Origin of the sequence: Cupriavidus sp. OTU4054, assembly GCF_038440175.1 — a bacterium.
In the GTDB taxonomy this organism is placed as follows: domain Bacteria; phylum Pseudomonadota; class Gammaproteobacteria; order Burkholderiales; family Burkholderiaceae; genus Cupriavidus; species Cupriavidus pauculus_D.
In genome coordinates this window covers 19,666-33,500 of sequence record NZ_JASATF010000016.1, presented here as the reverse complement: position 1 = coordinate 33,500, position 13,835 = coordinate 19,666, and the positions used below count along the sequence as shown (strand labels likewise).

10 protein-coding genes are annotated in these 13,835 nt (G+C 67.3%); 5 read left to right on the top strand and 5 right to left on the bottom strand.

Translation table 11 applies throughout. From position 1 onward, the window contains the following. The first annotated feature begins 56 nt into the window (after positions 1-56). From AAHB16_RS18995 to dinB, 3 genes are all read left to right on the top strand, one after another. Complete coding sequence (locus AAHB16_RS18995) at positions 57-1,199, top strand: TRAP transporter substrate-binding protein (protein WP_150373350.1); 1,143 nt, start codon at positions 57-59, stop codon at positions 1,197-1,199. Between the two features lie 84 nt (positions 1,200-1,283). Continuing rightward, the gene (gene rarD / locus AAHB16_RS18990) at positions 1,284-2,195 is read left to right on the top strand and encodes an EamA family transporter RarD (RefSeq protein WP_342051721.1); all 912 of its coding nucleotides are present in this window, start codon (positions 1,284-1,286) and stop codon (positions 2,193-2,195) included. A 90-nt stretch (positions 2,196-2,285) separates the two neighbouring features. Next, complete coding sequence (dinB, locus tag AAHB16_RS18985; protein WP_342051720.1) at positions 2,286-3,443, top strand: DNA polymerase IV; 1,158 nt, start codon at positions 2,286-2,288, stop codon at positions 3,441-3,443. A 5-nt stretch (positions 3,444-3,448) separates the two neighbouring features. Here dinB and AAHB16_RS18980 read toward each other — a convergent pair whose 3' ends face one another. The 3 genes from AAHB16_RS18980 to AAHB16_RS18970 form a co-directional block, all read right to left on the bottom strand. Then, on the bottom strand, positions 3,449-4,423 hold the full coding sequence (locus AAHB16_RS18980) for a 2-dehydropantoate 2-reductase (RefSeq protein WP_150373353.1): 975 nt from the start codon (positions 4,421-4,423) through the stop codon (positions 3,449-3,451). 89 nt (positions 4,424-4,512) lie between these two features. Further along, a complete protein-coding gene (locus AAHB16_RS18975) occupies positions 4,513-5,508 on the bottom strand; it encodes a DUF2272 domain-containing protein (RefSeq protein WP_342051719.1) in 996 nt (331 codons plus the stop codon). A gap of 241 nt (positions 5,509-5,749) precedes the next feature. Then, a complete protein-coding gene (locus AAHB16_RS18970; protein ID WP_150373355.1) occupies positions 5,750-6,028 on the bottom strand; it encodes an HU family DNA-binding protein in 279 nt (92 codons plus the stop codon). An 889-nt stretch (positions 6,029-6,917) separates the two neighbouring features. Here AAHB16_RS18970 and AAHB16_RS18965 point away from each other — a divergent pair. Both AAHB16_RS18965 and AAHB16_RS18960 read left to right on the top strand, forming a co-directional pair. Beyond that, positions 6,918-10,673 (top strand): autotransporter outer membrane beta-barrel domain-containing protein, encoded by a 3,756-nt coding sequence (locus AAHB16_RS18965; protein ID WP_342051718.1) that lies wholly within the window; start codon positions 6,918-6,920, stop codon positions 10,671-10,673. A gap of 90 nt (positions 10,674-10,763) precedes the next feature. Beyond that, positions 10,764-11,285, top strand: coding sequence for an SET domain-containing protein (locus AAHB16_RS18960; RefSeq protein ID WP_150373357.1), 522 nt, complete (start codon positions 10,764-10,766; stop codon positions 11,283-11,285). Between the two features lie 8 nt (positions 11,286-11,293). Here AAHB16_RS18960 and AAHB16_RS18955 read toward each other — a convergent pair whose 3' ends face one another. Together AAHB16_RS18955 and AAHB16_RS18950 are read right to left on the bottom strand one after the other, a co-directional pair. Further along, positions 11,294-13,042, bottom strand: coding sequence for a sensor histidine kinase (locus tag AAHB16_RS18955; RefSeq protein WP_342051717.1), 1,749 nt, complete (start codon positions 13,040-13,042; stop codon positions 11,294-11,296). 71 nt (positions 13,043-13,113) lie between these two features. Next, positions 13,114-13,818: a response regulator transcription factor gene (locus AAHB16_RS18950; RefSeq protein ID WP_109582532.1), complete on the bottom strand. Its 705-nt coding sequence runs from the start codon at positions 13,816-13,818 to the stop codon at positions 13,114-13,116. Positions 13,819-13,835: the final 17 nt, after the last annotated feature.

The window sequence follows — 13,835 nt, the reverse complement described above, 5'->3', positions numbered from 1 at the left end:
GTTGGATGTCTCGTGCATCGGACAGTCAATACAGATCTATAACGAGGAGATATCTGATGGAACGTCGTTCCTTCCTTTTGAAGGCGGGTGCAGTGGCCGCCACCGGGGCAGGTCTTGCCGCATGCGGCAAGGAAGAAAAGGCCGCGGCACCGGCAGCCGCAGCGAGCGGTCCGGCCGCACCGGCCGTGGTCGGCAGCAATCCCGCCGTGGAATGGCGCCTGGCATCGAGCTTCCCGAAGTCGCTGGACACGATCTACGGCGGCGCCGAAACGCTGTCCGCGCGCGTGAAGGAACTGACGGACGGCAAGTTCAACATCAAGGTCTTCGCGGCCGGTGAAATCGTGCCGGGCCTGCAGGTGCTGGACGCCGTGCAGAACCAGACCGTGCAGATCGGCCACACGGCCGGCTACTACTACTTCGGCAAGAACCCGACGCTGTGCTTCGACACGACCATCCCGTTCGGCCTGACCGCGCGCCAGCAGACCGCGTGGATGATGCAGGGCAACGGCATGAAGCTGATGCGCGAGTTCTTCAAGGAATACAACATCGTCAACTTCATGGGCGGCAACACCTGCGCCCAGATGGGCGGCTGGTTCCGCAAGGAAATCAAGTCGGTGGCCGACCTGCAGGGCCTGAAGTACCGCGTGGCCGGCTTCGCGGGCGTGGTGCTCGCGCGCCTGGGCGTGGTGCCGCAGCAGATCGCCGGCGGCGATATCTACCCGGCGCTGGAAAAGGGCACGATCGACGCGGCCGAGTGGGTGGGCCCGTATGACGACGAAAAGCTCGGCTTCTACAAGGTGGCCCCGTACTACTACTACCCGGGCTGGTGGGAAGGCAGCGCGCAGCTGTCGTTCTACGTGTCGTCGCCCGAATACGAGAAGCTGCCCAAGCTGTACAAGGCCGCGCTCGAGACCGCGACCATCGAGGCGCACACGTCGATGCAGGCCAAGTACGACACCGTGAACCCGCAGGCGCTCGCGCGTCTGCTCGAAAACGGCGTGAAGCTGCGTCCGTTCTCGCGCGAAATCCTCGAGGCCTGCTTCAAGGCCACCCAGGCCGCCTATGCGGACGAGACCGCGAAGAACCCGTCGTTCAAGAAGATCTATGACGACTGGCGCGTGTTCCGCAACAACGAGGCCCAGTGGTTCAACGTCGCCGAGCAGGCGTTCGCGCAGTTCAGCTTCACCCACAAGCTGTAACGCCCACGGGGAGGATGGTCGGACGGTGCACGCCCTGCACCGTTTCTGGGCGACAATCTAGGCCGCACAGACCCTGTCCTCCCCATGCAACTCGGTATCCTCTACGCGCTGCTCGCGTACATCATCTGGGGCCTCCTGCCCCTCTATATCAAATCCGTCCACGGCGTGGCGCCGCTCGAGATCCTGCTGCACCGCATGGTGTGGTCGCTCGTGTTCCTCGGCGCGATCCTGCTCTGGCGCCGGCATTTCGGCTGGCTGCGGCAGGTGGCGACGAATCCGCGCCTGATCCTGGGATTTGCCGCGAGCGCGGCGCTCCTGTGCGGCAACTGGTTCATCTATATCTGGGCCGTCTCGGCGAACCGGGTCGTCGATGCAAGCCTCGGATACTTCATCAATCCGCTGTTCAGCGTGCTGCTGGGCGTGGTGTTCCTGCACGAGCGCCTGCGGCCCGGCCAGTGGCTGTCGATCGCCGTGGCCGCCTCGGGCGTGCTGTGGCTGACGCTGAGCGCGGGCCAGTTGCCGTGGATCGCGCTGGCGCTCGCGGGCACCTTCGGCGGGTACGGCCTGCTGCGCAAGACCGGCGCGCTGGGCGCGCTCGAGGGCCTGTCGCTGGAGACGCTGATCCTGTTCCCCGTCGCGACCATCGCGCTCGGCTACCTGATCATGACCGGACAGGACACCACGCGGAGCGCAGCACTGGGTACGCAATTCCTGCTGCTGATGGCGGGACCGGTCACGGCCGTCCCGCTGCTGTTCTTCGCGGCCGGCGCGCGCCGCATTCCGCTCTCGCTGCTCGGCCTGCTGCAATACACGGGGCCGACCCTGCAGCTGCTGCTCGGCATCTGGCTCTGGCACGAACCGTTTCCGGCGCAAAAGCAGCTCGGCTATGCGCTGATCTGGATCTCGCTGGCCATCTACGCGGCGGAAAGCTTCTGGGCCGCGCGGCGGACCCCGCTGGCGGCTGCCATCGACGCGGAGTATCGACAAAAGGAATGACGCCGCGCGGACCGGTTGCCAATCGATAGATCCCGGCGATATCATCGCGCACGGCACTGTACGGACATACAGTATTCGATTGATTTCGTCATGACCCTCGGCAACCGGCGCATCGCCCACCTCGATATGGACGCGTTCTACGCGTCCGTCGAACTGCTGCGCTATCCCGAACTGCGCGGCCAGGCCGTCGTGATCGGCGGCGGCCGCGATGCCGAGCCGCAGGACCTGCCCGATGGCTCGCGCCGCTATGCGCGGCTGCGCGACTACGTGGGGCGCGGCGTAGTCACCACCTCCACCTACGAAGCGCGCGCGCTCGGGGTCTTCTCGGCCATGGGCATGATGAAGGCCGCGCGCCTCGCGCCCGACGCGATCCTGCTGCCGACCGACTTCGACGCCTACCGGCACTACTCGGGCCGCTTCAAGGCCGCCGTCCGCACATTCACACAAGAAATCGAAGACAGGGGTATCGACGAGATCTATATCGATCTGACGAATATACCGGGCGAGGTGCGCGACGTGGCGGCGCAGATCAAGCACGCCGTCCATGCCGCCACGGGCCTCACCTGTTCGATCTGCGTCGCGCCGAACAAGTTGCTGGCCAAGATCGGTTCCGAACTCGACAAACCGGACGGCCTCACGATTCTCACTGCCGAGGATGTACCCACGCGCATCTGGCCGCTGGCCGCGCGCAAGGTCAACGGTATCGGACCCAAGGCCGCGGACCGGCTCAGCGCACTAGGGATTCATACCGTCGGCGATGTCGCGCACGCGGACCCGAGCCTGCTGCAGACCCACTTCGGTCTCAACTATGCGGAATGGCTGGCGCGCGTGGCGCAGGGTCACGACGAGAGGCTGGTGGTCGTGCGGTCCGAACCCAAGTCGATGAGCCGCGAAACGACGTTCGAGCGTGACCTGCACCCGAAACACGATCGTCCGGCGTTATCGGAAGCGTTCACGAAACTGTGCCTGCGCGTGGGCGAAGATCTGCGCCGCAAGGGCTATGTGGGCCGCACGGTCGGCATCAAGCTGCGCTTCGACGATTTCCGGACCGTCACGCGCGATCTCACGCTGACCGCGCATACGTCCGATGGGGCGGCCATCCGGCGCGGCGCGACCGAATGCCTGAAGCGCATCGCGCTGGACCGCCGCATCCGGTTGCTCGGCGTGCGCGTCAGCGCGCTGCTGCCGGCCAGCGCGGCCGGACATCAGCCGGTGCAGGAAGAGCTGCCGTTCTCGGCCGAAGACTGACCGGGTCAGACCAGCCCGTGTGTCTGCGCATGCATACGCACAAGGCCGAGCAGCGCATCCAGATTCGGCGTACGAATATCGACATGACCGCCGATTTCCCGCACCGATGCAACCAGAGCATCGATCTCGAGCCCGCGCCCGGCCTCGGCATCCTGCAGCATCGAAGTCTTGAACGCGCCCAGCTTGCGCGTGACCTGCATCCGGTCCTCGCCGCTCTGCGCGATGGGACAGCCGATCGCCGCGCCGATCTGCCCCGCCTCGGCCATCACGTCGAGGCAGAAGCGACTGACGAGCGGATCGTCGAGAATGCGGTCGCAGGTGGCGCCGGTCAGCACGGAAACCGGGTTCATCGTCATATTGCCCCAGAGCTTGAACCAGACGTCGCGCTGGATCGATTCGCTGCGCTCGATGTCGAGCCCGCTCTGCGCCAACAGGTCCGCGACGCGATCGACACGCGGATCGGGACCACCGGCCGGCACGCCGAGAATCAGCTTCTGGCCGAATGCATGCTGCACCACGCCGGGTTCGGGGCTCGAGGCGGACAGGTGCACGACGCCCCCGATCACCTGCCGTACCGGCAGCGCACGGCCGATGCGGCCGTCGGGATCGACGGTCTGCAGCCGCAGCCCCGATAGCGGCCCCGGCCGCTCGAAGAACCACCAGGGCACGCCGTTCATCGCCGGCACGATGATCGTCTCGGGTCCGATCAGCGGCGCGAGCCGCTCGGCCAGCTCCGCGAGCGCCGGCGCCTTGACCGCGAGGATCACGATGTCCTGCACGCCAAGGCGCGCGGGGTCCGCTTCCGCGTTCACGGGAAACGAGGCGCGCCCGTCGCGGTCGATCACCGTGATGCCGTGCGCCTGCAGCGCTTCCAGCGTTTTCCCGCGCGCGAGCACGTTGACCGTGTGTCCCGCGCGTGCGACGCGCGCCGCAATGAAACCGCCTACGGCGCCGGCGCCGACGATGCAGATTGAAGCCATGGAGGGTTCCCCCGAAACGAATGATTATTCATGGGAGTAATCGATTCATCGATCGATGCGACATGTCGATTACTCCCGAGAATGCCGTTTTACTGCAGGTCGTTGCGCATGATCAGCAGCCACGGCATATGCGAGTTCGTGAAGGCATCGAGCTTGCCCGAATCGCCGAGTTCGATCACGTCCATCGATACCGACTGCTGCACGTTGCCGCCGATTGCCCGCACCTCGCGCTTCGCGGGATCGACCTCGACCACGATATCGCAATGCATGGGCGTCGTGCCGAAACCGATTTCCGCGGGATTCTCGAGGTATTTGTCGCGGCCGCGCGCGGCGCAGACGATGTCGCCGGGGCGGGGCAGGGCGGGGACAGGCTCGATATGGAACGCCGGCGCGGGCAGGATGCCGTCGCGCGCGTCCACCACGTACATCGAATGCGACTGGCCGGTCAGGAACTGGCGTTCGTCGAGCCCCGCCTTGCGCATGACCCACGAGATAAACACGGCCGACCAGGCCCATGCGCCCTGCGTGATCTGCTGGCAGTCCGGCGAACGGCCCACGATATGCCAGTAACGCTGCGCCATCGCGCAGCCCTGCGGCGTGGCCTCCATGCCGGTGCCGTCGGGAAACCGGAGACAGCTGGCGTCGCCCGAGGTATCGGACTCCGTATCGGCCGATGCGGTATCGGCGCCTTCGGCGCGATCGCCGCCGGCATCCGCCGAGGGCAGCACGGGAGGGGGCAGCGGACTGTGCGTCACGCATGCGGTGTCGTCGCGGCCGATGCGCACCACCTGTCCGCCCCAGCGCTGCCACTCCTGCCGCGCGATCTCGACGATCCGCTCGCGCTGCGTCGCACCCGGCGCGGTACGCACGCGTTCGGTATCAGGCAGCGGCGCGGCCTGCGGGCGCGCGGGCTTGATTTCGGTGGCGCAGCCGCCCAGCACCGCCACGGCGGCGGCGACCGTCAGCCCCTGCAACAGCCCCCTCAGGGGGGACCGCCCAGCCTGTGGAGAAAGCTGTGGAAGGCGATGTGGAAAGCGCTGTGAATAACGCTGTGGAAATGTCGCTGCGGGACGGCGCGGGAGCATGGGAGGCACTTCTGGCGCGGCCCCCGGCGAGGCGTGTGCTGGCCTTGTCCGAGCGCCGTTTTCTGGCGATTGTTGGCAGCCACCGAAGCTCTGCTGCCGCCTGTGCGGTAGTCCACGTGCGACGCACGGGCCACCACTGTGGATAACGTTCCCCGCCTGGCGCACACCCGCGCCGGATAGGCATCCGGTGGCGGCATGGCGGGGTCAAGCGAATGGGCATGCATCAGCCGCCCAGCCGCGATCACTGATTGACGGCGTCCTTGAACTTCTGGCCAGCCTTGAACTTCACGGTCTTTGCTGCTTCGACCTTGATTTCCTCGCCGGTACGCGGGTTGCGGGCCATGCGCTCGGCGCGCTCGCCCTGGCTGAACGTGCCAAAGCCAATCAGGCTCAGCGTATCGCCCTTGGCCACGGCTTCCATGATGGCGTTCAGGGTTACGTTCAGTGCCTGCTCGGCCTTGGCCTTGGTCAGACCGTCCACGCCAGCTGCGATTGCGTCGATCAGTTCGGTTTTCGTCATGCTTCACTCCGTATCGAGTTGAAAAAACACAGACGTCCCGCCCCGGCGGATCCGGCTGGAACCCGCCTCGGCAAAGACGCCGCGGGCAACATCATACCGTGTCGGGCAAGGCGCACCGGGACGAGAATGTTACGGATTGGTATCCGGCCCTTCTGGAGCGGTCCGGTTTGCCATACGTTTGGGGGCGGTTTTGGTGGACCGTGGAGCGATCAGGAAGGCGGTATACGCGCCTGAGCGCCCTCAGTGCGTCCAGGACGTGTGCTGGGGCGTGCCTGCGCCGTATACGCGCCCTGGGGGCTCCTGAGCGCCTCTGGACGTGTCTGGGACCCATCGGGGGGCCGTCGTGGCTGTCGTAGGCGTATACGGCCCACCCGGCCGCTCACCCGGTGCGCAGCACTGGGTTCGGTTTTTCCCATCGGGTCTGGGATACCCGGGGCAATGCCCATGCTTCCGGGTTTACATCTTTCTTTCATGTATACAGATAGTAGTGATAGGTAAACGACCCCTTTTTCTGTGGATAACCACGTATACGTCAATCGAATCAGCGGGTTAGGTATACAGAAACCACAGGGACGACATGTTGGCGCGTGGGGATGACTCAGCCTTTTGCATGAGGACCCCCGACGTATACCTCCGACTTGTTCCGTATACGTCCCCAACTCAGCCCCAGCAAACCCACACCGTAAACGCAGGCTTATCCACCGTCAGAGGCGGGGTTATCCACAGAACGGCCCGCGTCGCCCCCGTCACGCGTCAAGTGCATCGTAAATATCTGAAAACTTGATATCTATTTTCGGCTGATATTGGCGCGCATTACGATGGCGTGTGAAATGGATTTTCGTATTTAATACCCTTCACGCCCCTGATCATTATCGTCGGGAGGGTATTGATGAATACGCGCACGACAGCAGGCCTGCTGCCGCGCCTTGGCGCATGCCTGCTGGCTTCCACGGCATCGGCCCAGGTCGTGGTACCGGCCGGCGAGGATCTCGGGGGCTATTTGAACGGGACGTCCGGCGGTATCCCGAACTGGAATGCCGCACGATTCAGTTTCTCGTTGCAAAACGATGTCACATGGCAAATACCGGTGCAGTCCAATACCGGAGCGCGTGTGAATCTCGATATTCAGGGGAACGGTCATACGGTCACGCGTGGGCGGAATGCCGCGGTCTACTACGATGGCGCGACCGTCGCGGGCAGCGTCGTATCGCTGTCCGGACTCACGCTGACCCAGGCCGGCGCGCCTGCCGATGCCGTCTTTCACGACTTCGGCAGCGACCGTGCGTCGGAGGTGAGACTCGGCGGCGTAACGATGACGGGACTGCGCGGCATCGACGGCACCGCCGTGGCGCTGGCCGGCAATATCGCGGGCACCGCGATGCGTGTCGTCGCCGGACCCGGCGGCGGCATGTTCACGGGCAATACGGCCACCGGCCGCGGTGGCGCCATGTTTGTCCGCGCGGGGACGCTCGTGCTCGATGCGCAGGGCGGGCCGATCGAGTTCGCCGGCAACGGGGACCGCGCGGCCGCCGGGGCACCGCGTCCCAATGCGATCCACTTCGCGGGGAACGCGAACCTGGTGCTCCAGGCCGCGTCGGGGCAACGCATCGTGTTTCGCGATCCGATCGATTCGGCGGACGACGCGGTGGTGACCGTGACCAAGTCCGGCGCGGGCGAGGTCGTGTTCCATGGCAACGCGGGGCAGGGCGCGTTCGATTCCGCGATCCACGCCAATACGATTGTCACGGGCGGCATGTTCACGCTGGCCGACGGGGTGCGCTTTGGCCGCACCGACGGCATTTCCGGGACGACGGCGGGGCTGGTCGCGATAGGGAGCGGCGCCACGATGCGCGGTGGCAATGAAGCCGTACTGCGTGGGCGGCGCTTTACCGTGCAGGACGGCGGCACAATCGCCGTGACCGCGGGGCGTTTCACGCTCGACGCGCTCGCGACGGAGCTGCAGGGCGGTGCGAGGCTCGCGGGCAATGGGACGCTGGCCAACACGCATAACCTCGTGCTGACCGGTGCGGTGACCGCTGACGTGGCGACGGGCGACACGCTCGAGCTGATCAGCGGCATCAATGGCGCGGGATCGCTGCAGAAGTCCGGGGCGGGGACGCTCCAGCTCTCGCGCGCGGCGACCCATACCGGTGGCACGACGATTGCCGAGGGCACGTTACGCGTGGGCAATGGCGCGAACTTTGGCAGCCTGTCCGGCAATATCGCCAACAATGCCTCGCTCGTGTTCGATCGCGGCGACGCCCTGACCGTCGGTGGCGTCATCAGCGGCCGCGGCACGCTGACGAAGCGTGGTGCGGGCGAACTGCGGCTGACCGCCAGCAACACCTACACGGGCGCCACGATCCTCGAAGGCGGCGTGCTGGCGTTCTCTAGCCCGAACAACCTCGGCACACTCGGCAACGCCATCGTCTTCGATGGCGGCACGCTGCGATACCTCAATGGATCCTTCGGTTTCATCGGCCGGCCGATCACGGTACGCGCCGGCGGCGGCACGTTCGACAGCAACGGCTTCTCGACCGAACTGCGCAGCGCGATGACCGGCGCGGGCGGCATCACCAAGACCGGCGCGGGCACGCTGACGCTGACGGGCGACAGCACCTATACGGGCGGCACGACGATTCTCGGTGGCGTATTGCAGATGGGCAACGGCGGGACCAGCGGCAGTGTGGCGGGGCCGATCGTCAATCACGCGGCGCTCGTGTACCGGCGCGCCGATACGGTGGTCCAGGCAGCGATCATCAGCGGCACGGGTACGGTGACGCAGGCCGGTACCGGCAAGCTCGTGTTCCGCGGCACGCATGGCTATACCGGTGGCACCACGGTCGAGGCGGGAACGCTGGTGGTGGGCGACCGGCCGGACGTGGCGGCGGAGCTGTCCGGCGGCGGGCCGGTGTCTGTGGGGGCCAACGGCGCGCTGGGAGGCTATGGCAAGGTCACGGGGCCTGTCGTCAATGCGGGGCTGATCGGCGTCGGTAATGCGCTGCCCGCGCTGGCGGGCGGACCCGATGCGGTCTTCACGATCGCGGGTTCGCTCGACCATCGCGGCATCGTGACGATGATCAACGGCGTCGCCGAGGATCGGCTGGTTGTCGTTGGCGGGCCGTATGTGGCCAATGGCGGGACGATGCGCGTGGAAAGCGTGCTCGATGCCGGCGGCGCGGGTTCGCGCAGCGACCTGCTCGTAGCCGATGCGACGGCGCTTGGGAGTGGAGGGCCGACGCGCCTCAGCGTGCAGTCGGCCGGCGGGGCCGGCGCCGTGACGCCGGGCGACGGCATTCGCGTGATTGCCGTGGGCGGCCGCGATCGTTCGGCGGCGAGTACCTTCGTGCTCGATGGCCGCGTGGTGGCCGGGGCGTACGAGTACCTGCTTTATCAGGGCGGGGTGGCCGACCCCGCGGACGGCCAGTGGTACCTGCGCTCGGCGCGGCCGGCACCTGCCCCCGTACCCACTCCTGCGCCAGCTCCCGTACCCAGCCCTGCGCCCACACCGGTACCCGTACCCACTCCCGCACCCACGCCCGCACCCGCACCCGGGCCGACTCCCGTACCTACCCCTGCGCCATCGCCGGCCCCCGTACCCGGCCCAGCGCCTGCTCCGGCCGAGCCGGCCCCCTCGCGCACGCTCGCCCCCGCGGCGGTGCCCGTGCCGCTCTACCGGCCCGAGGTCGGCGCCTATCTCGCGAACCAGCGCATTGCCGGAACGATGTTCGTGCACAGTCTCCACGATCGCCCCACCGGGATGGCAACGGCCGCTGTGACCACAGCGGCCACGGAAGGCCGTCGGGGTCCCGCCTGGCTGCGCGCGGCGGGCCAATGGAGCGGCGGCACCAGCAGCGACGCCAGCCTGCACGTCAGGGCCGACGGCTTCCTGCTCCACGGTGGCGCCGAACTGGCACGCTGGCCGCAGTCGTCCGCCGCGGCAACCGATGGGGGTGCCCTGCACGTCGGCATCATGGCCGCCTATGGCCAGACCACCAGTCACGCCGACGCGGCGGGCAACGCGGCCCATGCGCGCGGTAACGTGGAGGGCTGGCAGGTCGGCGCCTATGGCACCTGGTACCAGCACGACGACAGCCGCCTCGGTGCCTACGTCGATGGCTGGTTCGGCCACGGGTGGTTCCGCCAGCGCGTGGAGGGCGACCGGCTGCCCGCGGTCCACTACGATGGCAGCGGCTGGAACGTCTCGGCCGAAGCGGGTTATGCGCTGCCGCTGGCGGCGGGATGGATCGTGCAGCCGCAGGTGCAGTGGCTCTACGCGAGCGTCACCGACGACGACATCACCGAGCCCAACGGCACGCGCGTGCAGGGTACGGGCAGCGATGGCGTCGTGACGCGCCTAGGCGCGCGGATCGCGCGTCGGTCGCCCTCGCATCCAGGATCGGCCGGCAGCAGGCTGGAACCCTCGCTGACGCTGAACTGGTGGCATGGCCGCACCGACGGCGGCGTCGCGTTCAACCAGGTGCCGGTCGGCAGCCTGTTTCCGTCGAGCCGCTACGAAGTGAAGCTCGGCGTCGACGCGGCGTTCGGACGCCGATGGACGGGCTGGGCCCATGTTGCGGGCAGCTGGGGCGCGAACGATTTCCATCAGGCCGCCGTGCGCGCGGGCGTGACTTACGCATGGTGAATGCGCGTGCGATGCGTTCTTTGTCACGACACGCGGGTATCATTCCGTTCGCGCCGGAGACTCCCGGCATTTCTCCATTCGGGAAGGAATATGGCGGACAACGCGAAGGTGAAGAAGAGCGACAAGAAGGAAGGCGGGAAGAAGAAGACCGCGAGCGATCGTATCGAGGTCAGGCAGTCGGGTGTGCATGGCCGCGGTGTCTATGCCATCGGTCATATCGCCGAGGACGAGCGCATCATCGAATACAAGGGTGAACACATTTCGTGGAAGGAGGCGCTCAAGCGTCATCCGCACGATCCGGACGATCCCAACCACACGTTCTATTTCAGCCTCGACGACGGCAGCGTGATCGATGCCAAGCACGGCGGCAACCGCGCGCGCTGGATCAATCATGCGTGCGAGCCCAACTGCGAGGCACGCGAGAAGAAGGGCCGCGTGTTTATCCACGCGCTGCGCGATATCGCCGAGGGCGAAGAGCTCTTTTACGACTACGGCCTCGTGCTCGACGCGCGATACACCAAGAAGCTCAAGAAAGAGTTCGAGTGCCGTTGCGGCAGCCCCGAGTGCCGCGGCACGATGCTGGCCCCGAAGGAAAAAGGCGGCAAGAAATAAGCGGGACGTCAGGCGCGGTGCGTGACGTGGGATAACGGCACGCCCGTCGGCGCGGGCGCGGGCTCGCACGGGATGCGAATCACGAACCGCATCGACGGCCGTCGCTGAACGGTGGTGTCGACGACGCTGGCGACGTCGGCGCCGACGCCATCGGCACCCGCCTCGCGCCCATGCACCCGATCGGCTTCCGCCGCGGCGGGCGGCTGAACCGGTGCCGGCACATCCTCGATGCGGATCGTGCCCTGATGCAGCGTCACGATTTCATGCACGATGGCCAGGCCGAGGCCCGCGCCGCTCGGCGCCGCCTGGCGCGCGACACCGGGCGTATCGTCGCCACGGAAGAAGCGCTTGAACACCTCGTCGCGGCGCGCGGGCGGAATGCCCGGCCCGTTGTCCTCGATCATCACCACGGCCATGCCGCGATGGCCCATGGTCTCCCCACCGGCGCGCACCGTGATGCGCCCGCCGGCCGGCACATACTTCACTGCATTGTCGATCAGGTTGCTGAGCGCCTCGCGCATCAGCAGGCGGTTGCCGCGCACATGCGCGGGCGCGCCGCCCGTGAACGTCGGGCCCGGCAATACCTCGAAGCCAAGATCGATGCGCCGTGCCAGTGCCTGCGGAACCCACTCGGCGCCGATCTCGAACGCGAGCTCGGCCAGGTCGAAGTGCTCGACGGGCCCGAGCCGCTCGAGCGAGAGGCCCGGCTCCGCGCGCGCAAGCGACAGCAGCTGGTTGGACAATCGCACCGCGCGGTCCGCGGCGGTCTGCACCTCGCGCAGCGCATGGCGTGCCACGTCCAGCGTGTCCGCCTCCATCGCGCGGTCGGCATGCAGCTTGACGGCCGTGAGCGGCGTGCGCAGCTGATGCGCGGCATCGGCGATGAACTTGCGCTGCGCATCGAGGGCGTCGCGCAGCCGTGACAGCAAGGCGTTGAGGCCGCGAATCAGCGGCTCGACCTCGGCCGGCACCTGCGTCTCGTCGAGCGCCGCCAGCGAACGCGCGGTCTGGCGGTTGAGCTTGTCCGTCAGGATCTGCAGCGGCACGAGTTCTTCCTTGAGCACGTGCGACAGGATCAGGCTGCCGAGCAGCAGCAACAGCAGCAGCGGTACCGACACCGACAGCAGGATCTCGTTGGCGGCCGTCTCGCGGCGATCGAGCAACTCCGCCACTTCGACCACGATGGGCCCGCGCGGTGCGGCGGTCTCTGGCGTGCCGCTGCCGGCGGCGGCATTGGTGGACGTCCCGTACTCATCGTTGGCGGGACTCGGCAGCGTGACCGGCAGCCGCACCGCGCGGACCTGTCGTCCGCTGAACCACGCATAAAACAGCCGCGCGTCATGCAGCGAGGTCTGGCCCGTGCCGTAGCCGAGCCAGGTGTCCATGCCGCCGATCAGTCCGTCGGGACCATGGATGCGCCAGTAGATGCGATCGCTGCCCTCGGCCTCGACGAGCGTCTGCGCGATCATCGGAATGTCCTGCTCGAGCCGGGGCCCCGCAATGCGGATCTGCTGCGCGATATTGTTGGCCACGCCATAGAGCGCGCGATCGAATACCTGCGTGGTGTAGTGCGCGGCGAGCCAGTACGACAGCGAACCGCTGGTCAGCACGAGCGCGAATAGCGGCGTGGCCAGCGCCCGCAGCAGATGGATGCGCAGGCTTGGGTTGGACGTGCCGCGCACCCCGCCGCGCGCGCGTTGCCCGGCACCCGGCGTGGAGGGTGGGGTGGACGGAGGCGGTTGATGGCGCGGCCACATGATCGGTGTTGGCGGTGGCGGCTCAGGCGAAGCGGACGATGCTCATGATGACGGCGCGCCGCGCCGCGGCATCAGTGTCCGGCGCGGATCTGCAGCAGGTAGCCAAAGCCGCGCACCGTGACGATTTCCACATCGCTGTCCTCGAGCTTCTTGCGGACGCGGTGGACGTACACCTCGATCGCGGTGTCGCCGACCGTGTCGCCGCCTTCGCCGGCGGGGTGCGCGAACGTCGCGAGGTGATCCTGCATCTGCGCCTTGCTGACCACGCGGCCCTGGCGCTGCAGCAGCAGCTCGAGCACCGCGAACTCGCGCGGCGACAGCTCCAGCGGCCGGCCATCGACGAACATGCGGCGGTCGTTGCCGGACAGGCGCAGACGGCCGAGCCGCACGTCGCGTTCCGGCGCGGCCTCGCCGTGCTGGCTGCGGCGCAGCAGCACGCGCACGCGTGCTTCCAGTTCTGGCAGCGCGAACGGCTTGACGAGGTAGTCGTCGGCACCGGCATTGAGGCCGGAGAGCTTGTCTTCGAGTTCGTCGCGCGCGGTCAGGATCAACACCGGGGTGGTGCGGTTGCGCGCGCGGTAGCGTGCCAGCAGCGTCATGCCGTCGATGCCGGGCAGGCCGAGATCGAGGATGACGAGGTCGTGCTGGTCGCGCAGCAGGTGGTCCGTGGCATAGACACCGTCGTGCACGACGCGGACCTGGTGGCCTGCCCGCGACAGGCCAGCTTCCACGCCACTGGCGATTTGACGGTCGTCCTCGATCAGCAGGATGCGCATGGCTCTGTATGTAGGGT